The following is a 21,323-nucleotide window of genomic DNA, read 5'->3' as shown; positions in this document are numbered from 1 at the left end:
CCGAGTCCGGGCGGAGCCGTGCTTGTTCCACGCGACCGTGGCAGGCAGGCTCTCCTGGCATGTGTCTCCATCGGTGCTGGCCGCGGTCATGGTCTCTCGCCGCCGAGGGGACACCTGCATAATCGCTTCCACTGTGATGAACGAGGTCGGGGGCGACGCGGAACTCGTCGGTCAGAAGCAGCCGGGGTCGGTGCCGTGACCGCAGGGAGGCATCCCGATCGCCCGGAACCCCGCCGACGGCTGTCCGAGCAGCCCGAACACCATGTCGATTTCTCCGCCGTTCTTCCCTGGTCCGAGATCCCAGATCGCACCCGCGAGGAGCCGGATCGATGGCCGGTCGCCGAACCCCCGACACGTAAGCGCACACGGCGGTGGCGCGCCGGGAGCGTCGGCGGCCTTGTCCTCACCGTCGCCTCCGCACTGTTCACGCTTCTCGCGGCCCCTTCACCGGGACCTTCGATCTACCAGATCCTGGTGTGCTGCGGCGGAGTACTGCTCGGGCTGTCTGCGGTGGCGTTCACGTGGAGGCTGCCCACGCGGCCGTACCTGAAGGACACCGAGCTGCCCCGGGCACGGTCCGCCAGCACGAAGGACGATAGGAAGAGCATCGTGCGAGCGCTACGACGGCGCGAGCCGCTGAACGGCCGGTCGATCGATCTCGCGCGCGTACACGTCCAGCGGAACCGAACAACCGTCCTCCGCAACACCGGAGTGATGTGGCTGGCTGGATTCCAGACCGTCTCGCAGGCAGCGTTCACGACGTACCTTCCGCTCCTGTCCTTGCTCCTCGGCGCCGTGGTGGTCGGCTTGACAGCCGACCACGTCCGCCAGGACGCGACGTTCAGACACTGGGAGCAAGCGCACTCCTCCACGGACGGGGCCGGATAGCCGAGCCACGGCGCCGCGAACGGGCCGGATGTGTAGCGCGCAAGCGCAGGGTGAAGCACCGGACGTTCGGCCGGACACGCAATGTCCCGTGCCCTCCGTCACCGGCGGCGCTGCCGCGCGGACACCGGGATCGTCGACGTTCCCGGAATCCCCCGGGAGCGGCGAAACGCCGGTACGTACTCGGCACGGCGTCCCGTGCTGGGCCGAGCCCCCCTGGTCCGGGGAGCTCCAGCGGGAAGGCTCACTCTCGGCCCAGTTCGGTACAGATGCAGACCGCGTTGTCGTCGGGATCTGCGAGCACGACGAAGGCCGGAGAACGACCGTCGTCGACAACGCGTCCACCCGCCGCCACCGCCGCAGCGATCCGCTCCTCGGCGACCTCCGGAGGGACGGTGACGTCGAGATGGAAGCGCTGCCGATCGCGGGCAGTCGAGTCCGTTGCCTGGAACCACAACGACGGGAACTCCTGGGCGGGATCGACAACGTCACCTCCCCCGTCGCGCCCGGAAAGAACCGCGTCCCAGAACGGTCGCACCGAGTCGGCGACGGGAGTGTCCAAAGCCAACTCCACCACCTGCACACGCTGTGGGCGCGCTACCAGACCCCGGTCACGGGCGAGGAGACTGATCGACTCGGCCAGGAGGACGTCCTGCTGGGTGACCCCGCCCACGTCGGTCGTGCGCAGCGCGATTCGGACGTGTCCGACACGCAGGTCCACATTGAGATGGTCATCGTCCGCACCGGAGGCCTGCGCAACCGCATCGATGAACGCTGCCCCGTCGCCGAACGAACGAGTGTCGAAGCGGGCGTGCAGCGCTCCCAGCAACCACCGCCAGTCCGTCAGGTCGACTTCACGAACACCGAGACGGGCGGTCACCTCTTCCACGGGGCAACGGTAGGCCACCGGGTCGCGACCGAGTCGCGTACGTGCCACGCGCGTAAGGGGGTGGTGGTTTTACAGAGAGCTGCCAGACCGGTTCTGACCTGCGCGCCGGACCCGCACCGATCGCCTGCTCGGGTCGGGCGGTCTCCAACTTCGGCACACCTCCGGCGCAGAACCGCCGGCAGGTGCTCGTCTCGACCTCCTTCGTGTGCCACCGTCGAGAGGTGACAGGTGAGCACGAGCCCGTACCAGCGTGGGCGAACGAGCCCGTCCATCTCGCCGAGCCGGACCCGGGTTGGCCGGTGGTGGCTGAGCAGTACATCGACGAGCTGCACGGCCTGTTGGGCGATCGGCTGGCCGGCCAGATCGAGCACATGGGGTCGACTGCAGTTCCGGGGCTGCCCGTGAAGCCGATCATCGATCTGCAGGCCGTCTCGGTGGACCCCGCCCAGGCCGTCGCCGACTGCAAGGACGCTCTTGCGGCGGCGCGTTGGCACGTCGTTCCACGAGAGCTGGATCAGCGCCCCTGGCGGTGGTTCGTTGTCCGTACCGACACGTCCGAGAGCCATCGACTCGCGCACTTGCATCTCATGACGGTTGATCAGCCCAGGCGGTGCCAACAGCTCGTGTTCCGAGACAGACTCCGTGCATCGGAGGATCTCGTTCGCGAGTACGCCCGGCTGAAGACCGGCGCCGCTGCACAGCACCGCGAGGATCGCGAGGCTTACACCCTGGCCAAGCACGATTTCGTGCAACGGGTCGTAGCGGACCTGCAGGCACCGGATTGACAGCGAGCTACCAAAGCTGCCCTTACCTGCGACACAGTGAGCGCCCCCTCGGTGAAGAGATCACCGGTTCTGTCGCACTCCGCTGATCTCCGAGCGGCATCGGGAGTGGGCCGAGCCCACGGATTCAGAACGGCGACCCGGATGCTGAGATCCGGTGCAGCTGTACCTCGTCGCGGACGACAGGAGGAACGTCGACCGGCACGGGCGCCATGGCTCGCCATGCCTGCAGTCGCTCGTCTGACTCCCACAGTTCGAAGAGGTACACCCGGGCGGGGTCGACGAGGTCAGGCGTGACGGCGATGTCGAGGCATCCGCGGAAGGCTCGGGCCGCGGTGATGAGGTCCTTGTGAGCATCGACGAACGCTCGCCGCTGACGTGGGTCGATGTGGACCGGGCCGGCGATCACGAGCTTGCCGCTGTGGTCCGGCTTGCGTGCAGTGGTCATGAGAGGGTCGACCGCTTGGACTGTGCGGAGTCATCGGTCGATCGACCCGCGGAATCAGTCGCTGCCTCACGAGGTGGGGTGCAGCTCCTCACCGCAACCGTCACTTATTGCCAGTATGTGGCAACAAGTGGATACTGACGCTCCGAGCTGGGGGGCTGGTGCGACGAGCACGTCCGAACATCGAGCGATCCTGGAAGCGTGGCCCCAGCGAAGCCGCGGACATGCCTGGCGACCTCCGGATGGCGATCACGATCTGGCCAACCCTCGTGGCCTCGGTCGTCGGCTTGGTCCCGTTCACGATCTTCAGCACTCTTCTCGTCCCCATCGCCGAGCAGGTGGCCAGCGATGTAGCCGTCGTTGGCTCACTACGAGGACTCGGAGGCATCGCGGCGCTCACGGTCGGAGTCCTCGTTGCTCCGCTACTCGACCGAGTTCCGCGTGGCTACGCGGCCGCGCTCGCACTGACAGTGCTAGCGGCATCGTCCCTGGTGGCGACCCTCGGAACCCTGTAGGCACTGATCGTGTTCTGCCTACTCACCGGTGCCGGGACCGCGCTACTGACCCCGGCGCTCATGGCCGCGGCTGCTGACCACTTCACCACTGCAGCGGAGGCCGGCCGGGCCGCGACCCTTGTCACCGCGACCACATCGCTCACCGCACTTCTCGCCGCTCCGCTGGTCGTCTGGCCGGCCGAGTTCTGGGGCTGGCGCGGTGACTACGTCGCGGTGGCCGTCGTCTCGGCCGTGCTGGCTGTCGAGCTGGTCCGGCTTTCGCGCGCGACCACGATCGACGAGGTCAAACCGAGAGTTGGATACCTCGACGCGTTTCGTATAGCCGTCAGGATACCGGGAGCGCTGCCACTGACAGCGATGGCCTTCCTTCGCACCACTGCGTTCATGGGTTACCTGTCCTATCTCGCAGCACTGTTCGATTTCCGGTTCCATCTGGCACCCACGGTCTTCGCATTTGTCTGGACGCTCAGTGGGGCCTCCTTCTTCGTTGCCAACTTTCTGACCGGCCGATGGCTGGCCACTCATGGCGAACGCGGAGTGCTGGCTCTAGCTGCGGGCCTCTCGACGGGCACGCTGGCGATGCTTGTCGTGCACCTCGTGCCGGACCTCGTGGTGGTTCTCGCCGGCACGGCGGCTCTCGGGGCGACCCATGCCACGATCGCTGCCGGTGTGACGACCATGCTCGTTCACAGAGCAGGTGCTGCCCGAGGCACGGTCCTCTCGCTCCAGGCAGCCGCGATGAGCCTGGGCGTGTTCATGGGCTCGGCCGTTGGCGGACTTGGGCTGTCCCTCGGGGGCTTCCCCGGACTCGGCGTCGCCCTCGCCGCCGTGACGGCACTTGGCCTCCCCTTGTGCCTTTGTGTCCGGCAACCGAGATGACCCCACGTTCCGCAACGGGTGCCGCTCCTCACTCGGAGCAGATACACACTCTTGACCGTGGATTCTTCTCGGCCGAGGGGCCGCGCGGTGAGAATCGTCAGCGTGCGCGCCGGAGCCATTGTGTCCGGGTGATCGCGTACTCGACCTCGCCACGCTCGCTGCCGGGCAATGGGTAGTCCCACTCACGGTGCACCGTGCGTTGGTAGTGGAGCCCCACCGAGTTCATCGTTGCGCGCGACGCGGTGTTGACAGCCATGGTCTCGGCGAACACCCGTGAGAGTCCAAGGTCATCGAACGCATGGCGGATCAGCTCCCGAGCACCCTCGCTGGCCAAACCCTGACGCCAGAATCGACGGAGCAGCCGGTACCCCAGTTCGACCTCGCCTTCGCCGGCAGCGGATTCGGGACGGGTAGACGGATGGAGTAGCCACCAACCGACGAACTGTCCCGCGGTGAAGCCGGCCCACAGGCCGAATCCTGGTGTGTTCTGGGAGATTGCGAGCCGTCTCCGGTGTTGCGCCTCGACCGTCTTCCGGGGGCTGGGCCGCCCGGTCAGATAGCGCATGACCTCGGGATCGGAGTCGACTGCGACCTCGAGCTCCAGATGTTCCTCGGCCAGCGGCGTGAGAAGCAGTCGGGATGTCTCCAACGTGGCCTGCCCCATTCGGACAGTATGGGACACCCGGCGTCAACAGGATCGCGGTGTAATACGCGGCGCCGCGTCGGGGACTGAGCACTTCTCCCCCCGGGGGCCGGCCACGGTCCCCACCGCCTACGGTCCTGCTGCGGTCGCACCTCGCCGATCGCGGCACCACACCCCAGCTGCCGACTCCTCCACGGTGGCCGCGACAGCGATCTTCCAGAGGGCACCCACTGCCGCGCCTGTTCGAACTCCGGCCCCATGTCGGCTGCCCCTTGCCTACTGTCAGGCACGCCCCGAAGATCGCCTGCACGACGGTGCGGGGAAGGAGGGAACCGACATGGCGACTGGCACGCTGATCGCCGAGAGTCTGCGGCTGGGGACGGACTTGGGAGAGCTCGCTCTCCGTGTCTCACGTATCCAGCGGTTCGAGGCCCGTTCGGCGATCGCGGCCCAAGCGCGAATCTGGACCCTGCTCACGTTCGAGGCCGACGACAGCATGGTCACCGAACTGTCGAACCAGCTTTCCCGCGTCCTCGACGAGCCCGGTTGGTATGTCGACATGAGGACGACCGACGAGACCCTCATCATCTTTCCCCACCTGGTGTTTCGGTACCGGCGGGGCGACGCTGAGGGCCGTCGCGCCGCGGAGAACTATGGACGACAGCATGGGGTACCGGACGCACAGCTCGACTGGCCTGCGTGACGACGTTCCGGTGTCCCTGCCCATCCTCCGCGTGGAACAAGACCAGGTGCCGTCGTGAGGGACGCGGGTTGACCCGCGACCAGCTCGACGACTGGCTCGCCCACGTCGTCGTCTTGGACTCCGACGAGACGGTCTCCCGGTCCGGGAGCGGATCAACGCTGCCGCGCGGCTCCGCGGACGCGCACGCCCGGCGACGACTCGTGGATCGCCGCCACCTGCATCGCGAACGACGTCCCGCTCGCGACGCTGAACACCAGAGACTTCGCCGACGTCGCCGAACACGACGGTCTCGTCCTGCTGCCGTCCTGACCGCTCTCTCCACGTCCGGTCCCGCTGGGATCTTCTCGCGACGTGGGCTCGTCCCTGCCAGACCGGCTGCCGTCTCGGCGCGCCGCGAGGAGTTCACCAGCTCCACCGCACTCTCCCCCGGTCATCGAGCGGTACCGGGTCTGGCGGAGTCCGGGGCTTGTCGGCCAAGTTGTCGGTGCTTCGTGGCACGTTCGCCTCATGCCCACCTACACCCTTGCCGACGTCGAGCGCGCGGTACGTGAGAGCTGGTGCGACGAGACGCGGCCTCCCGAGTGTCAGGCTGAATGGGACCCCAGCAATCCCTCTCGCGATCAGTGCGGCGTCACTGCCTTGGTGGTCAACGATCTGCTCGGCGGAGACCTGGTCGTCGGCGAAGTACACAAAGACGGCACGCACGTCGACTACCACTGGTGGAACCGCTTTGGCCTCGTGGACGTCGACCTGACTCGCGAACAGTTCACCGCCCATGAGGTCGTTGTGGGCGGAGAGGCTCTCAAGCGACCGCCAACCAGCGAGCTCCGTCGATGCGTCGACGAGTACCTCTTGCTGCGTCGGCGTGTCCTGGCGAGGCTCGCGGTCGCTGACGATCCCCCTCTGGAGTCAGACGCCCCTCCTCATTTGGGGGGAGCCGTTTTGCCCGCCGATCATGGCCTCTGAGCTGCTTGGATGCCCGCACTCGGCGTCTCGCCAGCCGAGCTTCGGCGCGTATTCAGCGCGCTCGTCCGGTCGGCAGCCGCACCGAGGGCGGTCCCGGCTCAGCGAGAGATGCCTGTCCGGACGATTCTTACGATGTCCGCCTCACCACGGAACCGCCGCCGACCCGACACCTCGAGAACGTCCCCGGTGTCCCCTGTAGCCCAGACTCTCGCAACAATCTTTCCCCGCCGTACCCATTGCTTCTCGACAAGAGGTCGGTTGAGTTGGGCGGCGACCCAATCGAGCGCGATCACTGCGTGCCGCTCATCGGAGAAGGATCGAGCGTGAACGAGAAGGTTGTCGGGGTGCTTCCGGTCGAAGCCGTCCCAGATGTCATCGCCGCCCCAGGTGCCTGAGAGGCCTCCACGACCATCGAAGAGAACCTTGAGTGTGATCTCGCCCGGGTCCTCGGTGAGGGCGACGTCCAGGCAGAGCAGCACGAACGGCGCAACAGGGTAGGAGCTGACGACCGTTGCGTCGGGCTCGATCAAGCCGGTGAGTCTGTTTGGCGCGAGCCTGCGCACTGCTTCCAGGAACGGCGATCCTTCGGCCTCGCCGTCGCTGTAGGTCACCGGCCCGAACCACTCGTCGGTCATGAGGTCATCGTTCTTGATCGTTCACCGTCTGTCCCCTCCTACCGCCCGCTGAGGTCATCCCTCGCGGCGTGGGTTCACCCCCGGTTGCCGGTTCGGGCACCGTGACGAGAGCACCCCCACCACGGCTCCCCCGATCTCCGAGCAGTGTTGGGTTCGGGCGAGCCCGGCCGCCGGAAGCCATCAGTCGATGAAGCCGGTCTCCGGATCGATCTGCGCCAGGAAGCCCCTGATCGCGTCCTCGACGTCGGCCGGAGTCATGGGCTCACTGCTGGAGTAGGAGGCGGTGAACCCATAGTCGTGTGGGCCGGTCAGCCAGCGGAAGTCGTACCGGCTGTGGGTGCCGAGTTGCCAGCTCACGCGGAAGATCTGCCCGTCTACTGTCACGGTCTGGGACGTCGCCGACATTGTTTCAGCGTCGACGGTCGGTCCCCGGTCCGCAAGGACCTTGGCCCGTCCATCATGACGCTCGTCGGCGCCTGTAGGCCGCCGACCGTGCCCGGTTGTTGCATGCGGTGGAGCAGTAGCGACGGCTGGCGTTCTTCGATTCGTCGAGGTAGACCCGGTTACAGTTCTGTGCGTCGCACGTGCCGAGCCGGGCCGCCTCGCCCGCAGCGAGGATGCGCGCGATGTTCTCCGCGCAGATGGCGGTCCACATCGGAACCAGCGGAAGGTCCGGGGGATGGTGGTGAAGGCGCCACCGCCCGAACTCCTTGGCCAGATGCGGGTGCGCGGGGTACAGGGCGAGGAGCACGTTGAGTCGTTCCGCTGCCTCGTCGAGTCGGTCGCCATCGATCGCCGCGAACACCTCCCCGAGCTGGTTGGCCAGCTCCGTGAAACCCGCCTCGTCGGCCTTGTCCAGCAGCTCCACGGACGCCGGATCCACGGCGAGGATGCGTGCGAGTTCGACGACCGGAATGACGGGGCCCTCTGCCTGACGGCGCAGGTCGACGAGATCGACAGCGACGAACACCCCTGCGTCGACGTAACGATCGAACTGCTCTTGACCCGTCACGCGCACTCTCCTAACCTCGTCACGACTCAAACACCTAACGTCTGTGACGGTACAGAATGAGAACCTCGACGAGCCCGACGACACTACGACCGGCGAACGCCGCTGACCGTGAGGCGATCGCAGAGCTGTGGCACGACGGATGGCGGGACGGACATGTCGGCCACGTGCCGGATGCGCTGCTGGGGCACCGCACTCCCGCAACGTTTCGCCACCGCACGCCGGCGCAGATCTCCTCCACGACAGTCGTCGTCGACCACGACGACGTCATCGGCTTCGTGACGGTGAAGAAGGCCGAGATCGAGCAGTTGTACGTCGGGCGAGCAGCCCGTGGAACCGGTGCGGCAGCGCAGTTGCTGCGCCACGGTGAAGGACTCATCAGCGCAGACGGACACCCTCGATGCTGGCTTGCTGTCGCCCCCGGAAACAGGCGCGCCCGTCGCTTCTACGAGCGCGAGGGTTGGCGAGACGTGGGGGCCATCGACTACGAGGCCAGGACCGCTGGTGAGGCGACCATCGTCGTTCCGTGTCGTCGCTACGAGAAGAACCTTCCGCCCGCCGGAGGACGGGCATGATGAGCTGGAGCGAGTTCGTACTCGCCGCACCGACCGTCGCGGAGATCTTCGAACGTAGATACGTTGCCACCGACAACCTGTGCATGCTCGGAACCGTCCGCGCCGATGGGTCACCTCGGATCAGCCCGATGGAACCCAGGATCTTCGAAGATCGGCTGTGGATCATCGGCATGCCCGGCACACGGAAGTTCGGCGATCTCGCGGCCGACCCCCGCTTCTGCCTCCACAGCGCGACGGTGAGCACACACCCCACCGACGGAGACGCGAAGCTGTCGGGTCGAGTCCATCACATACCCGACCGAGAACAACAGCAACGATTCGCAGAACATCTTTTCACCCTGATCGGACTCGACATCCGGGGGCGGGAGTTCGAGACGTTCTACGCAGCCGACATCACGAGTGCGTCCGCCGTTCAACTCGTCGATGGCCATCTCGACATCACCGTCTGGACTCCAGGACTGTCCGAACGCACCGTGCGGAAGTACTGACGCAACCCTCCGACAGCGAAGAGGAGGGCGGAACTACAGAGAGCTGTCACACCGGCCCTGACCTACGATGCAACCACGCATCGCTCCCGCGTCCGCGTATCGTCCGCGACCCGCGTCGCGGTGGCCGGGGCGGGTGTCACCGCTGGTCAGAGGGGTAGCCTCGACGTGGAAGCGGGGTGCCCCCGGTCGGACTCGAACCGACACTGGGACCCTTTTAAGGGGCCTGCCTCTGCCGTTGGGCTACGGGGGCGCCGCGACAGCGTAGCCAGGGCGGGAAGAACTCATGCCGAGCACCGAGAAGGTCGACCTCCGGGGCGCCGCGGCGACCCTGCTGATGACCCTCTACATGCGACGCCTGGACGCCCGGTCCCGCCGCCCGATCCTCGGCGACCCGTGGGCGGAGCCCGTCTGGGACCGCATCCAGCACGACGTCCACGGCCTCTGGCAGTTCACCGGCGACGTCTCGACCATCGTGTGCCGCGCCGCGATCCTCGACGGCTGGACGCGGGAGTTCCTCGCCGCCGAGCCCGCCGGACAGGTCCTGCACCTGGGCTGCGGGCTCGACAGCAGGCCGTTGCGGGTCGGGGTGCCGTCGACGTGCCGCTGGGTCGACGTCGACCAGCCCGAGGTCATGGACGTCCGCCGTCGGCTCTACGACTTCCCCGACAACGTCGAGCAGGTCTCCGGCTCCGTCGTCGACGACGACTGGTGGTCCGCCGTCGACCCGGCGCTGCCGACGCTCGTCGTCGCCGAAGGGCTGTTCATGTACCTCCCGGCCGAGGCCGTGCACGCCACCGTCGACCGGGTCGTTGCCGGCACCCCGGCGGCCACGCTGGCGTTCGACGCCGTCGCCCCGTGGACGGTGCGCGCCTCGCGCTGGACGCCGACGTTCCGCGCGGTCGGCACCGAGTTCCGGTGGTCGTGGAACCCCGCCGAGTTCGCGCACCGGCACCCGTCGTTGACCGAGCGCGACGACGTCTCGATCTACGACGAGGTGTCCCTGCGCGAGCCGCGGGTGTGGCTGCGTCCGCTGCTGTCGGCGGCCGGGCACGTCCCCGCCATGCAGGACGCGATGCGGCTGCACCGCTTCACCACCGACTGAGCCCCGCTACCGGGACACCCGCCGAGATGCAGCTCAGCGGGTGGCACCCCGCGCCGGAACCCCGCTGAGCTGCATCTCGACGACGGCAGCGGCGCGGCGGGGAGGGTGCTGCGTAGCGGTGAGCAGAGCAGAGCAACCCCGGACCTCACCCCGACCAGCGACGACGAGACTTATCGTCGGATCGGCGTCAATCCGCCGGCCGATGCGGTGTCGGCCAGGACCTGCTCCACCATGGCCGGGGTGAGTCGTCCGGTGAAGGTGTTCTGCTGGCTCACGTGGTAGCAGCCGAACAGCTCAAGCGGCTCCCGGTCGGGGCGGGCGGGGGCCAGCGTCACCGACGCCCCGTGCCCGAACTTCGGGGCCGGCCGCGGGACCGTCCACCCCGCCCCGGCGAGCACCGGCAGCAGCGCCTGCCACCCGAAGCCGCCGAGCACCATGATCGATCGGACCGTCGGGGCGAGCAGGTCGAGCTCCTGCTCCAGCCAGCCGCGGCAGGTGTCCCGTTCGGCGGGGGTCGGCTTGTTCGCCGGCGGCGCGCAGTGCACGGGCGCGGTGATCCGGACCCCGTACAGCTCCAGGCCGTCGCCGATGTGCGAGGCGGTCGGCTGCGAGGCCAGCCCGACGGCGTGCAGCGCGGCGTAGAGCACGTCGCCGCTGCGGTCGCCGGTGAACATGCGCCCGGTCCGGTTCGCTCCGTGCGCGGCCGGGGCCAGCCCGACGATCAGCATCCGCGCGTCGGGCGGGCCGAAGCCGGGTACCGGCCGACCCCAGTAGGTCTCGTCGCGGAACGCGGCCCGCTTCTCTCGGGCCACCTGCTCGCGCCACTCGACCAGCCGCGGGCAGGCCCGGCACTCGGAGATCCGCTGGTCCAGGACCGCCAGGTTCATGCGATCGATCGCGCGATCCCGTCGAGGATGTCGTGCTCGGACACGACGACCCGGTCGATCCCGGCGCGCGCGTGCAGCTCGTCGGCGAGGGCCTGCACGACCAGCGATCCGGCACCGATGACGTCGACGCGGCCCGGGTGCAGCGAACCGTGCTTCTCCCGCTCCGACCGCGACGACCGGATCAGCAGGTCCGCGACCCGGTGCAGGTCCTCGCGGGTCAGCGTCGAGCCGTGCACCTGCTCGCGGTCGTAGGCGGGCAGCTCCTGGGCGATCCCGGAGAGCGAGGTGATCGTCCCGGCCACCCCGACCCAGGTCTTCGCGGTCTCGACCGGCACCGACGCGAACGCCTCGGCCAGCACCTCACCGGCGACCGTACGCGCGGAGTCGATCTCGGCCTCCGACGGCGGGTCGGAGGGCAGGCAGCGCTCGGTCAGCCGCACCGACCCCATGTCGACCGACTTCGCCGCGGTCACCACCGCGACCCCGTCGCGCAGCTCGCCCACGACGACCTCGGTGGACCCGCCGCCGACGTCGGTGACGACGAACGGGCCGTCGTCGGGGTCGAGGTCGCCGACGGCGCCGACGAACGACAGGCGCGCCTCCTCGTCGCCGGAGATGATCTCCGCCTCGACGCCGAGGGTGTCGCGGACCATCGCGAAGAAGTCCTCGCGGTTCGACGCGTCCCGGGTCGCCGACGTCGCGACCATCCGGACCCGCTCGGCGCCCTTGCGGCGGGCGGCGACCGCGTAGTCGACGAGTGCCACCCGGGTCCGCTCCAGCGCCTCCGGGTCGAGCCGGCCGGTCGCGTCGACGCCCTTGCCGAGCCGCACGATCCGCATCTCGCGGTGCAGGTCGCGCAGCTCCTTCTGGCCGTCGAACGCCTCGGTGACGTCGGCGACCAGCAGCCGGATCGAATTGGTTCCGCAGTCGATGGCGGCGACCCGCGACATCGGCACTCCCTGTTCTCGGCGACCGTCGGACCTCACCGTAGTCGCGATCACTCGGTGGAGCCGCCGGTCCGGGTTACCCTCCGGTAATGGCGACGACGCACACCCCCGCCCCGGTGTCGGACCTCGGCACCCACGAGGTCCTCAACCAGGTCCCGCCGCGTTCGGACGGCGATCTGCTCTCCGCGGACCCGGCCGTCGCCGAGGCGCTCGCGCGCGAAGGCGGGGACGCGGCGGCGCTGGAGGCGGTGGCCGCGGCCGTCGGGACCGCGGAGCACCGCGAGCACGCCCGCGCCGCGAACGCCCACGAGCCGGAGCTGCGCACGCACGACCGCACCGGGCACCGCGTCGACGAGGTCGCCTTCCACCCGTCCTGGCACGCGTTGATGCGCACGAGCGTCGAGCACGGTCTCGCCGCCACCCCCTGGGCCGCGGCACCCGGCACCGGCGCGCACGTCACCCGGGCCGCGGGCTTCTACCTGACCTCGCAGGTGGAGCAGGGCCACCTGTGCCCGATCTCGATGACCTACGCGTCGGTGCCGGCACTGCGCCACGCCCCGGAGCTCGCCGCCGCCTACGAGCCCGGCCTGACCGCGCGGACCTACGCGCCAGGGCTCGCCGTCCCCGCGGACAAGGACGGGCTGCTCGCGGGGATGTCGATGACCGAGAAGCAGGGCGGCTCCGACGTCCGCGCGGGCACCACGGTCGCCACCCCGCAGCCCGACGGCAGCTACCGCCTGACCGGGCACAAGTGGTTCACCAGCGCCCCGATGAACGACCTGTTCCTCACCCTCGCCCAGGCCCCCGGCGGGCTGACCTGCCTGGTCCTGCCCCGGGTCCTGCCCGACGGCACCCGCAACGCGATCCGGCTCCAGCGGCTCAAGGACAAGCTGGGCAACCGGTCCAACGCCTCGTCGGAGATCGAGTACGCGGGCGCCGTCGGGTGGCGGGTCGGCGACGAGGGCCGGGGCGTCCGCACGATCATCGAGATGGTCTCGATGACCCGGCTCGACTGCGTGCTCGGCTCCGCGGCGACCGCGCGGGCCGCGGTCACCGAGGCCGCGCACCACGTCGCGCACCGGTCGGCCTTCGGCGCCCGGCTGGCCGACCAGCCGCTGATGCGCGAGGTCCTCGCCGAACTCGCCGCCGAGACCGAGGCCGCGACGGTCCTGGCGCTGCGGCTGGCCGGCGCCGTCGACCGGGGTGAGACGGCGCTGCTGCGCCTGGCCCTGCCCGTGTCGAAGTACCTGGTGTGCAAGCGGGCCTCGACCCTCGTCGCCGAGGCGTTGGAGTGCCTGGGCGGCAACGGCTACGTCGAGGAGTCCGACCTGCCCCGGCTCTACCGCGAGGCGCCGCTGAACTCGATCTGGGAGGGCTCGGGCAACGTCACCGCGCTCGACGCCCTGCGTGCCATCGCCCGCGAGCCGCACGCCGTCGAGGCGCTGCTCGCCGAGATCGACCTGGCCGCGGGATCCGACCCGCGGCTGGACGCGACGGTCACCGCGCTGCGCGCCGAGCTGGCCGCGCCGGAGGAACGGCGGGCCCGCCGTCTCGCGGAGCTGGCCGCGCTGGCGCTGCAGGGGTCACTGCTGGTCCGCCACGCCCCGACGGCCGTCGCGGACGTCTTCCTCACGACCCGGCTCGACGCCGACGGGCCGCTGCGCACCGCGGGGACCCGGCCGGGCAAGGACAGCGTCGGGGTGTTGCTGGACCGGGCGACGCCCGTCGGCTGACACACCGGCCGGTCAGGCCCGGGCGGCACCGTCGCCGGGCACGAGCACGAGCCGCCCGAACACGCTGCCCGCGTCCATCCGGCGGTGTGCCTGCGCCGCCGACCGCAGGGGCAGCACCCCGTCGACGACGGTGCTGAGTCCACCCCGCACGGCGTCCTCGAACTGGTCGGCGCGGACCGCGTCCCGCCGGTCACGGGGGACGGTGTCCAGGCTGAAGGTGGCGAGCGAGCGCGACTGCTGGAACGCCCGGATCAACGCGGACCCCACGTCGGCGGGCGGGAACCCGGCCACCGCACCGACGAGGACGAGCCGGCCGTTGGGCGCGAGCCGGTCCAGGAACGCCGGGACGTCCGGCCCCCCGACGACGTCGACGATCACGTCGTAGGAGTCCGGCCCACCCGCACCGGACCGGTCGAGGACGTGGGTCGCCCCGAGCTCGCGCAGCCGGCGGCCGCGCTCCGGCGAGGAGGTCGTCACCGCGACCGTGCTCGCGCCGCCCCGCACGGCGAGCTCCACCGTCGCGATGCCGATGCTCCCCGCCGCACCCCGGACCAGGACGCTCTCACCGGGTGCGTGATGGGCGTGGGCCAGGGCGAAGTGCGCCACGGGCCCGGCGCTGCCGAGCGTCACCGCACGGGTCGCGGACAGGGCGTCCGGGAGGGCCACCACGTCGCCGACCGCGGCCGCGACCTGCTCGGCGTAGGCGCCGCCGGTACCGGTGAAGGCCCAGACCCGGCGCCCCGTCCACGCCGGGTCGACCCCCTCCCCGGTCGCGGTCACGACTCCCGCCGCCTCGCTGCCCGGCACCATCCCGGCCGGGAAGCGCGTACCGAGACCACCGCGCCGGATCACCGCGTCGACACCTCCGACACCGATCGCCTCGGTCCGGACGACGACCTGCCCCGCGCCGGGTTCCGGTACGGCGACGTCGACCATCTCCAGCCCGTCCGGGCCACCGAACTCGCGGATCCTGACTGCCTGCATCGCCGGTCCTCCCTGGTCCCGCTACCCTGGCGACGGTAGTGGACGCACCCGTCCACTTCGGCGGAAGTGAGACGGATGGACCGCGAGCTGCCTCGTCTGCGGGCCGACGCGCAGGACAACCGCGACCGGATCCTCGTCGCCGCCCGCGCCCTGTTCGCCGAGAACGGACTGGACGTCGGGATGCGCGCGATCGCCCGGCGGGCCGGGGTCGGCCCCGCGACCCTGTACCGCCGCTTCCCCACCCGCGACGACCTGGTCCGCGAGGCGTTCACCGAGGAGATGCACGAGTGCCGGCAGATCGTCGTCGACGGAGTCGCCGACGACGACCCGTGGCGCGGATTCCGGACGGTCGTGCACCGGCTCCTCGCGCTGAACGTGCGGAACCGGGGCTTCGTCGACGCGTTGACGAGCGCGGAGCCCGCCCGGGACCTGCTCGTCGGCCACCGGCGGGAGCTGCTCGGCATGCTCGACGGTCTCGTGTCACGGGCGCGGGCGGCCGGTGCGCTGCGGGCCGACTTCGGCCTGGACGACCTGGTCCTGATCCTCCGGGCCGGGCGTGGCCTGGCCCTCGCACCGGAGGCGACCCGCGCACGCGACGCGGCCCGCTTCGCCCGGCTCGCGGTCGATGCCCTCCGCGCCCCCGGCCCGGGCCGTGAACAGCCGGTCTAGTACTGCAACGGCAGTTCGGCGTGTGGTGAGAGGCTGACGGCCGTTCGGCGGTGATGATCACCGCGTGGTTGATCTTGCCGGGTGGGTGGCCTCGTTGGATGCGGTGGTGGAGCTGATCTCTGGCCGTTTCCGCAGGGTCGAGCCGCGCCGGCGGGTCGGAACCTACCTGCGAGGCCTGCTCGCGGGGCTCGAGCGGAAGAACGGCTGGACCCTCGCCGAACACGCCGGGGCGATGTCGCCGGACGGGATGCAGCGGCTGCTGCGCACCGCGGACTGGGACGTCGACGGGGTCCGCGACGACCTGCGCGGCTACGTCCTGCAACATCTCACCGACACCGCGTCGGGGGTGTTCATCGTGGACGAGACCGGGTTCATCAAGAAGGGCCTGTGTTCGGCCGGGGTGCAGCGCCAGTACACCGGCACCAGCGGGAAGATCGACAACTGTCAGCTCGGTGTGTTCCTGGCCTACGCCTCGAAGCGGGGGCGGGCGTTGATCGACCGGGAGCTCTACCTGCCGACCTCGTGGACCGAGGACCGCGAACGCTGCGAGCGCGCGGATGTCCCCGATGACGTCGAGTTCGCCACGAAACCGCAGCTGGGGACGGCGATGCTGGCCCGCACGTACGCCGCTGGGGCACTCACGTCCGGGTCGTGGGTGACCGCGGACGAGGTCTACGGGCAGAACCCGGGCTTTCGCGACTGGCTCACCGAGCGGGAGATCCCGTTCGTGTTGGCCACCCGCAATGACGACATGCTCACCAGCCCGGACGGGAATCGTCGCCCGGCCAAGGCCCTGGCCACGATCGCCGGGGCGCGTGATCTCGACACCGGGCACGACGGGTGGGAGCGCCGCGCGATCGGGCCGGGCGCGCACGGGATGCGGGTCTATGACTGGACCGCGGTTGCGCTGGCCATCGACGGCCTCCCGGCGGGTTGGGGGCACTGGCTGCTGGTGCGCCGCCAGACCGAGCCCGCAGAGGGCAAGACCATCCGTGAGCTGGCGTTCTACCGCTGCGCCGCCCCGGCGAACACGCCGCTGCGCGACCTCGTTCGAGTCGCCGGGGCGCGGTGGGCGATTGAGGAATGCTTCCAGACCGCGAAGAACGAGGCCGGCCTCGACCACTACCAAGTCCGCTCCTACCGAGCCTGGCACGCCCACATCACCCTGGCCATGCTCACCGCGGCCTACCTCGCCGTCACCCGCGCCGCCGAACACGCACGCGAGGCCGAAAAGGGGGATCCTCAGCCAGCCGGCGCGCATTGATTCAGCTGTCGGGCAACGAGATCCGCCGTCTCCTCGCCGCGCTCGCCTTCACCCCGCTCACCTGCATCGACCACGTCATGCACTGGTCGACCTGGCGCCGTGAACGCCAACAACAGGCCCGCGACTGCCACTACCGCCGACGCGGCGAACGACCCCCGAGCTGATCAACTGCCGTTGCAGTACTAGAGGCAGGGTGGCCCGGACCGCCACCACTCCCCGATCTCCTCGAGCGCCTCGTCGCCGAACGGGTTCACCCCGGACCCGGCCGCCAGGGCGTGCGCGACGTGCACGTGCAGACACTTCACCCGGTCCGGCATGCCCCCGGCGGTGACGTCGGGGTGCGTGGACAGCGGTTCGATCGCGTCGCGCTCGGCGAGGTAGGTCTCGTGGGCGCGGCGGTAGGCGGCGGCCAGCTCGTCGTCGACGGCGAGCCGTTCCTCCATCTCCTTCATCCGGCCCTCGGCCTCGAGCGTCCCGATCCGCGACGCGAGCCGGGCACACGTCAGGTAGTACAGCGTCGGGAACGGGGTGCCGTCGGGAAGCCGCGGGGCGGTCTGCACGACCGCGGGGTGCCCGGAGGGGCAGCGGTAGGCGATCGCGAGGACCCCGCGCGGGGCGCGACCGAGCTGGTCGGCGACGGCGTCGAGGTCGGCCTGGGCGACCGGGCCCGACTCCAGACCGGGCGGACGGGAACGAGTGCTGCTCACGCTCTCATCGTCGCGGGTCGCCCACGACGTCGTTCCACAGGGTGTGGAACCAGGGCACGCCGGGCTCGGCCTGACCGTCCTCGACGACCGGCGCCGGCGGGGCCGGGAACTGCGGCACGTAGGGCGTCTCCCCCGGCTCGACCATCCCGAGCCGGGCCCGGGCCTGGGCCTCGACCTCGGCCGGGTCCGAGAGCCGGGCACGGTCGGCGGCCAGCCGCGCGACGTCGGCCTCCAGCGCCTGCTGCCGGTCCGAGACGTCGGACAGCTCCTGGCGCTGGGCGACGAAGTTGTGCAGCGGCACCGCGACGGTCAGCGCGAGTGCGCAGACCACGATCGCCAGGATGGCGGCCCGCTTCGTCGACGACAGGCCCAGCAGGCCGGTCGTGCGGGCGACGACCTCGCCGGCGCGGGACCGGGCACGGGTGAGACGCGGCCGGGCGCCCTGGGGGCCGGCCGGACGCGACCGCGCACCGGAGCCGCCCGTCGACGCGGGGGCCCGCGCCGAGCGCCCGGTCGTGCTCCGCGGCTTCGCCGCGGCCCGGCCACGACCCGTGCCGGTCGTGCGGGCGCGAGCGTCCCGTCCACGTCCCCGACGGTCCGCCATGCACCCTCCCGTCCGTACCGGGTTCCCTCACCCGCCAGTGCTGCTCGGTGCCGCTGCGTGGCGGCCCGTCCAGCATGCCGCCCGATCGGGCACCGGTGACGGTGCCGCGCCGAACCGTCCGCAGACGATCCGGGCGGCACCGCCGTCACCGACGAGGGAACAACCGGAGCCTCAGCTCTGGCCGGGCACCTGGTACCGCGGGAACGCCAGCTCGCCGTTGTAGCGGGCGGCGTCACCGAGCAGCTCCTCGATGCGCAGCAGCTGGTTGTACTTCGCCACCCGCTCGGACCGGGCCGGGGCGCCGGTCTTGATCTGGCCGCAGCCGGTCGCGACAGCGAGGTCCGCGATGGTGACGTCCTCGGTCTCCCCGGAACGGTGGCTCATCATGCAGCGGTAGCCCGCGTTGTGCGCCATCGTGACCGCGTCGAGGGTCTCGGACAGGGTGCCGATCTGGTTGACCTTCACCAGCAGCGCGTTCGCGGCGCCGCGGGCGATGCCGTCCTCGAGCCGCTCCGGGTTGGTGACGAAGAGGTCGTCGCCGACCAGCTGCACCTTGTCGCCGATGGACTCGGTGAGCGCGACCCAGCCGTCCCAGTCGTTCTCGTCCAGCGGGTCCTCGATCGAGACCAGCGGGTAGGCGGCCACCAGCTCGGCCCACACCTCGGACAGCTTGTCCGCGGTGATCTTCTTGCCCTCGAAGGAGTACTTGCCGCCTTCGTGGAACTCGGTCGCGGCGACGTCGAGCGCCAGCACGACGTCGGTGCCCAGCGTGTAGCCGGCGCGCTGCACGGCGGCGGCGATCAGGTCGAGCGCGCCGCGGGTGCCGCCCTTGACGTCGGGGGCGAAGCCGCCCTCGTCGCCGAGGCCGGTCGACAGGCCCTTGTCCTTCAGCTCCGACTTGAGCGCGTGGTAGACCTCCGCGCCCCAGCGCAGCGCCTCGCGGAAGGTCTCCGCACCGATCGGCGCGACCATGAACTCCTGCACATCGACGGAGGTGTCGGCGTGCGCACCACCGTTGAGGATGTTCATCATCGGCACCGGCAGGACGTGCGCGTTGGAGCCGCCGACGTAGCGGAACAGCTCCAGGCCCGAGGACTCCGCCCCGGCCTTCGCGACGGCCAGCGACACGCCCAGCAGGGCGTTCGCGCCGAACTTCGACTTGTCCGGGGTGCCGTCGAGGTCGACGAGGCGCTGGTCAACCAGTCGCTGGTCCACCGCCTCGACGCCGACGAGCTCCGGCCCGATCTCGTCGAGGACGGCCGCGACGGCCTTCTCGACGCCCTTGCCGCCGTAGCGGTTCTTGTCGCCGTCCCGGAGCTCGACGGCCTCGTGCTCACCGGTCGAGGCGCCCGACGGGACCGCGGCACGCGCCAGCGTGCCGTCGTCCAGCGCGACCTCGACCTCCACCGTGGGATTGCCCCGGGAATCGAGGATCTCGCGTGCCCCGACCTGCTCGATGACCGCCACCGTGACTCCTGTTCTGATCGCGGGTGTCGTCCGGTGCGTCAGCGTAGTCACCGGTCGGCCCCCGGCGGGGGACGCTTGCGTCACCCTGCTCCGCACCGGTGGTCTGTCAAGGCCTCGCATCCCGCCCGGATCGCACCTAACGTGGGGGTGACCATGAGCAGTCCCCGTGCGAACCACCAGGACCCGGTCGCCGCGTTCCGCCGTGCCGACCGCCTGCTCTCCCGGCACCGCCCGCTCGAGGCCCTCGACGCGCTCCGTCCCGTCCTCGACGCGCACGGTCCGGACGAACCCGGCGACGCCTCGGTGCACCTGCTCGCCGGCCGCGCCTACCTGGACTCGGCGCAGCTGCGGAAGGCCGAGGCCGCGTTCGTGCGGGTCGTCGAGATGGATCCGGCCGACCACTACGCGCGCTTCGCGCTCGGCAAGACACTGCAACGGCAGGGCAGGCTCGGCGAGGCCGAGACCCAGCTGAAGATCGCCTCGGCGATGGACCCGCGCCCGGAGTACCAGGAGGCGCTGGGTGAGGTGCGGGCCCGCATCGCACTCGCGCCCGACCGCCCCTGAACTGCGAAAACGGATCTTCCGGGGCGAATGCCTCGCGACACTTCCCTCCTCGATCGGGTGAGGTTAGCCTTCCCGCCCGGCAGCTCACCCTCACCTGGCGACTGCTCGTGGTGTCCGTGCCGCTGGAGGTCGCATGCTGGGAAACGCGCTCATCGGGCTGCGCGAAGGACTCGAGGCCGCGCTCGTCGTGGCGATCCTGGTGGCCTTCCTGGTCCGCACCGGGCGTCGGTCCGAGCTGCCCCGGGTGTGGGCCGGCGTCGCGCTCGCCATCGCCGTCAGCGTCGGTGTCACGCTCGGGCTGACCCTGACCCAGCAGGCGCTGACGTTCCAGGCGCAGGAGGCGCTCGGCGGTTCCCTCTCGATCATCGCGGTCGGCTTCGTCACCTGGATGATCTTCTGGATGCGCTCGCACGGCCGGACCCTGTCCCGCGAGCTCGAGGGTGCACTGGACCGGGCCGTGTCGATGGGGCCGTGGGCCGTCGTCGTGATGGCGGCGCTCGCCGTGGGCCGCGAGGGCCTGGAGACCGCGATCTTCTTCTTCGCCGCAGCGCAGGCCGCGGGCGAGACCGCCGGACCGCTGGTCGGGTTCCTGATCGGCATCGCGGTCGCCGTCGCGCTGGCGTACGCGATCTACCGCGGCGCACTGAAGATCGACCTGGGGCGGTTCTTCACCGTCACCGGCTTCCTGCTGATCTTCGTCGCCGCCGGGATCCTCGCCTACGGCGTCCACGACCTGCAGGAGGCCGGGCTCCTGCCCGGCCTGAACACCCTGGCCTTCGACGTCAGCGACGTCGTCCCCGCCGACTCCTGGTACGGCACGCTCCTCAAGGGGATCTTCAACTTCTCCCCGCAGACGACCGTGCTGCAGGCCGTCGTCTGGTCGCTCTACGTCGTGGTGGTCCTGGCGCTGTTCCTGCGCCCGGCCCGCCGGCGCACCCCCGCCGCCACCGGCGCCTGAACCCTGCACCGTCCACGGTGTCC

27 protein-coding genes and 1 tRNA gene are annotated in these 21,323 nt (G+C 70.4%); 15 read left to right on the top strand and 13 right to left on the bottom strand.

What is annotated here, in order from left to right; all coding sequences use genetic code 11:
* Positions 1 to 195 precede the first annotated feature (195 nt).
* Positions 196 to 888, top strand: coding sequence for a hypothetical protein (locus Ae717Ps2_RS35910; protein ID WP_139320166.1), 693 nt, complete (start codon positions 196 to 198; stop codon positions 886 to 888).
* Between the two features lie 241 nt (positions 889 to 1,129).
* Here the strand turns inward: Ae717Ps2_RS35910 and Ae717Ps2_RS02545 are convergent, their stop codons facing one another.
* Positions 1,130 to 1,774, bottom strand: coding sequence for a VOC family protein (locus Ae717Ps2_RS02545; protein WP_075332987.1), 645 nt, complete (start codon positions 1,772 to 1,774; stop codon positions 1,130 to 1,132).
* A 221-nt stretch (positions 1,775 to 1,995) separates the two neighbouring features.
* Between Ae717Ps2_RS02545 and Ae717Ps2_RS02540 the strand changes: the two genes are divergently transcribed.
* Positions 1,996 to 2,559, top strand: a complete 564-nt coding sequence (locus Ae717Ps2_RS02540; RefSeq protein ID WP_075332986.1) for a GrpB family protein — start codon at positions 1,996 to 1,998, stop codon at positions 2,557 to 2,559.
* Between the two features lie 124 nt (positions 2,560 to 2,683).
* On the opposite strand, the gene Ae717Ps2_RS02535 is transcribed toward Ae717Ps2_RS02540, so the two are convergent.
* Positions 2,684 to 3,004 carry a putative quinol monooxygenase gene (locus tag Ae717Ps2_RS02535; RefSeq protein ID WP_075332985.1) on the bottom strand — a complete coding sequence of 107 codons (321 nt, stop codon included), beginning with the start codon at positions 3,002 to 3,004 and terminating at the stop codon, positions 2,684 to 2,686.
* A gap of 239 nt (positions 3,005 to 3,243) precedes the next feature.
* On the opposite strand from Ae717Ps2_RS02535, the gene Ae717Ps2_RS38060 reads away from it, so the two are divergent.
* Entirely contained in the window at positions 3,244 to 3,516 is a 273-nt protein-coding gene (locus tag Ae717Ps2_RS38060) for a hypothetical protein (RefSeq protein WP_198932128.1), read from the top strand.
* A 9-nt stretch (positions 3,517 to 3,525) separates the two neighbouring features.
* A complete protein-coding gene (locus Ae717Ps2_RS02530; RefSeq protein ID WP_198932127.1) occupies positions 3,526 to 4,395 on the top strand; it encodes an MFS transporter in 870 nt (289 codons plus the stop codon).
* 97 nt (positions 4,396 to 4,492) lie between these two features.
* On the opposite strand, the gene Ae717Ps2_RS02525 is transcribed toward Ae717Ps2_RS02530, so the two are convergent.
* Positions 4,493 to 5,059: a GNAT family N-acetyltransferase gene (locus Ae717Ps2_RS02525; RefSeq protein WP_075332984.1), complete on the bottom strand. Its 567-nt coding sequence runs from the start codon at positions 5,057 to 5,059 to the stop codon at positions 4,493 to 4,495.
* A 316-nt stretch (positions 5,060 to 5,375) separates the two neighbouring features.
* Between Ae717Ps2_RS02525 and Ae717Ps2_RS02520 the strand changes: the two genes are divergently transcribed.
* Entirely contained in the window at positions 5,376 to 5,741 is a 366-nt protein-coding gene (locus tag Ae717Ps2_RS02520; protein WP_075309046.1) for a hypothetical protein, read from the top strand.
* 507 nt (positions 5,742 to 6,248) lie between these two features.
* The gene (locus tag Ae717Ps2_RS02515; RefSeq protein ID WP_075332983.1) at positions 6,249 to 6,707 is read left to right on the top strand and encodes a hypothetical protein; all 459 of its coding nucleotides are present in this window, start codon (positions 6,249 to 6,251) and stop codon (positions 6,705 to 6,707) included.
* A gap of 98 nt (positions 6,708 to 6,805) precedes the next feature.
* Here the strand turns inward: Ae717Ps2_RS02515 and Ae717Ps2_RS02510 are convergent, their stop codons facing one another.
* From Ae717Ps2_RS02510 to Ae717Ps2_RS02500, 3 genes are all read right to left on the bottom strand, one after another.
* The gene (locus Ae717Ps2_RS02510) at positions 6,806 to 7,342 is read right to left on the bottom strand and encodes a hypothetical protein (protein ID WP_020626462.1); all 537 of its coding nucleotides are present in this window, start codon (positions 7,340 to 7,342) and stop codon (positions 6,806 to 6,808) included.
* 180 nt (positions 7,343 to 7,522) lie between these two features.
* On the bottom strand, positions 7,523 to 7,747 hold the full coding sequence (locus tag Ae717Ps2_RS02505; protein ID WP_075308298.1) for a hypothetical protein: 225 nt from the start codon (positions 7,745 to 7,747) through the stop codon (positions 7,523 to 7,525).
* Between the two features lie 52 nt (positions 7,748 to 7,799).
* The gene (locus Ae717Ps2_RS02500; RefSeq protein ID WP_075312378.1) at positions 7,800 to 8,354 is read right to left on the bottom strand and encodes a CGNR zinc finger domain-containing protein; all 555 of its coding nucleotides are present in this window, start codon (positions 8,352 to 8,354) and stop codon (positions 7,800 to 7,802) included.
* A gap of 164 nt (positions 8,355 to 8,518) precedes the next feature.
* Here Ae717Ps2_RS02500 and Ae717Ps2_RS02495 point away from each other — a divergent pair, with 164 nt between their 5' ends.
* Together Ae717Ps2_RS02495 and Ae717Ps2_RS02490 are read left to right on the top strand one after the other, a co-directional pair.
* The gene (locus tag Ae717Ps2_RS02495; RefSeq protein ID WP_233147419.1) at positions 8,519 to 8,926 is read left to right on the top strand and encodes a GNAT family N-acetyltransferase; all 408 of its coding nucleotides are present in this window, start codon (positions 8,519 to 8,521) and stop codon (positions 8,924 to 8,926) included.
* Positions 8,923 to 9,414: a pyridoxamine 5'-phosphate oxidase family protein gene (locus Ae717Ps2_RS02490; protein WP_075308300.1), complete on the top strand. Its 492-nt coding sequence runs from the start codon at positions 8,923 to 8,925 to the stop codon at positions 9,412 to 9,414. The genes Ae717Ps2_RS02495 and Ae717Ps2_RS02490 overlap by 4 nt, the downstream gene beginning before the upstream one ends.
* 177 nt (positions 9,415 to 9,591) lie before the next feature.
* Here Ae717Ps2_RS02490 and Ae717Ps2_RS02485 read toward each other — a convergent pair.
* A tRNA-Leu gene (locus tag Ae717Ps2_RS02485) sits at positions 9,592 to 9,664 on the bottom strand.
* A gap of 33 nt (positions 9,665 to 9,697) precedes the next feature.
* On the opposite strand from Ae717Ps2_RS02485, the gene Ae717Ps2_RS02480 reads away from it, so the two are divergent.
* A complete protein-coding gene (locus Ae717Ps2_RS02480) occupies positions 9,698 to 10,516 on the top strand; it encodes a class I SAM-dependent methyltransferase (protein ID WP_075308301.1) in 819 nt (272 codons plus the stop codon).
* 170 nt (positions 10,517 to 10,686) lie between these two features.
* Here Ae717Ps2_RS02480 and Ae717Ps2_RS02475 read toward each other — a convergent pair whose 3' ends face one another.
* Both Ae717Ps2_RS02475 and Ae717Ps2_RS02470 read right to left on the bottom strand, forming a co-directional pair.
* On the bottom strand, positions 10,687 to 11,403 hold the full coding sequence (locus Ae717Ps2_RS02475; protein WP_020626456.1) for a uracil-DNA glycosylase: 717 nt from the start codon (positions 11,401 to 11,403) through the stop codon (positions 10,687 to 10,689).
* Complete coding sequence (locus Ae717Ps2_RS02470) at positions 11,400 to 12,353, bottom strand: Ppx/GppA phosphatase family protein (RefSeq protein ID WP_043280876.1); 954 nt, start codon at positions 12,351 to 12,353, stop codon at positions 11,400 to 11,402. The genes Ae717Ps2_RS02475 and Ae717Ps2_RS02470 overlap by 4 nt, the downstream gene beginning before the upstream one ends.
* 86 nt (positions 12,354 to 12,439) lie before the next feature.
* On the opposite strand from Ae717Ps2_RS02470, the gene Ae717Ps2_RS02465 reads away from it, so the two are divergent.
* Entirely contained in the window at positions 12,440 to 14,083 is a 1,644-nt protein-coding gene (locus tag Ae717Ps2_RS02465; RefSeq protein WP_075308302.1) for an acyl-CoA dehydrogenase family protein, read from the top strand.
* Positions 14,084 to 14,095: 12 nt separating this feature from the next.
* On the opposite strand, the gene Ae717Ps2_RS02460 is transcribed toward Ae717Ps2_RS02465, so the two are convergent.
* The gene (locus tag Ae717Ps2_RS02460) at positions 14,096 to 15,067 is read right to left on the bottom strand and encodes a zinc-binding dehydrogenase (protein WP_075308303.1); all 972 of its coding nucleotides are present in this window, start codon (positions 15,065 to 15,067) and stop codon (positions 14,096 to 14,098) included.
* A gap of 75 nt (positions 15,068 to 15,142) precedes the next feature.
* Here Ae717Ps2_RS02460 and Ae717Ps2_RS02455 point away from each other — a divergent pair, with 75 nt between their 5' ends.
* From Ae717Ps2_RS02455 to Ae717Ps2_RS38055, 3 genes are all read left to right on the top strand, one after another.
* On the top strand, positions 15,143 to 15,736 hold the full coding sequence (locus tag Ae717Ps2_RS02455; protein ID WP_020623101.1) for a TetR/AcrR family transcriptional regulator: 594 nt from the start codon (positions 15,143 to 15,145) through the stop codon (positions 15,734 to 15,736).
* A 64-nt stretch (positions 15,737 to 15,800) separates the two neighbouring features.
* Positions 15,801 to 17,000, top strand: coding sequence for an IS701 family transposase (locus Ae717Ps2_RS02450; protein ID WP_075332982.1), 1,200 nt, complete (start codon positions 15,801 to 15,803; stop codon positions 16,998 to 17,000).
* Positions 16,997 to 17,164 carry a hypothetical protein gene (locus Ae717Ps2_RS38055; RefSeq protein ID WP_170917006.1) on the top strand — a complete coding sequence of 56 codons (168 nt, stop codon included), beginning with the start codon at positions 16,997 to 16,999 and terminating at the stop codon, positions 17,162 to 17,164. Before Ae717Ps2_RS02450 ends, Ae717Ps2_RS38055 begins: the two co-directional genes overlap by 4 nt.
* An 18-nt stretch (positions 17,165 to 17,182) precedes the next feature.
* Here Ae717Ps2_RS38055 and Ae717Ps2_RS02445 read toward each other — a convergent pair whose 3' ends face one another.
* From Ae717Ps2_RS02445 to eno, 3 genes are all read right to left on the bottom strand, one after another.
* Entirely contained in the window at positions 17,183 to 17,707 is a 525-nt protein-coding gene (locus Ae717Ps2_RS02445) for a DUF501 domain-containing protein (RefSeq protein WP_075308305.1), read from the bottom strand.
* Between the two features lie 4 nt (positions 17,708 to 17,711).
* Positions 17,712 to 18,311: a septum formation initiator family protein gene (locus tag Ae717Ps2_RS02440; RefSeq protein ID WP_075308307.1), complete on the bottom strand. Its 600-nt coding sequence runs from the start codon at positions 18,309 to 18,311 to the stop codon at positions 17,712 to 17,714.
* Positions 18,312 to 18,482: 171 nt separating this feature from the next.
* Positions 18,483 to 19,778: a phosphopyruvate hydratase gene (eno, locus tag Ae717Ps2_RS02435; protein WP_020625110.1), complete on the bottom strand. Its 1,296-nt coding sequence runs from the start codon at positions 19,776 to 19,778 to the stop codon at positions 18,483 to 18,485.
* A gap of 153 nt (positions 19,779 to 19,931) precedes the next feature.
* On the opposite strand from eno, the gene Ae717Ps2_RS02430 reads away from it, so the two are divergent.
* Both Ae717Ps2_RS02430 and efeU read left to right on the top strand, forming a co-directional pair.
* Positions 19,932 to 20,342, top strand: coding sequence for a tetratricopeptide repeat protein (locus tag Ae717Ps2_RS02430; RefSeq protein ID WP_043279643.1), 411 nt, complete (start codon positions 19,932 to 19,934; stop codon positions 20,340 to 20,342).
* A gap of 133 nt (positions 20,343 to 20,475) precedes the next feature.
* Entirely contained in the window at positions 20,476 to 21,300 is an 825-nt protein-coding gene (gene efeU / locus Ae717Ps2_RS02425; RefSeq protein ID WP_075308309.1) for an iron uptake transporter permease EfeU, read from the top strand.
* The last annotated feature ends 23 nt before the right edge of the window (positions 21,301 to 21,323 follow it).

The organism is Pseudonocardia sp. Ae717_Ps2 (assembly GCF_001932475.1).
GTDB lineage: Bacteria > Actinomycetota > Actinomycetes > Mycobacteriales > Pseudonocardiaceae > Pseudonocardia.
Note: the sequence above shows the minus strand (reverse complement) of the source record. Positions and strands in the feature narration are given on the sequence as shown.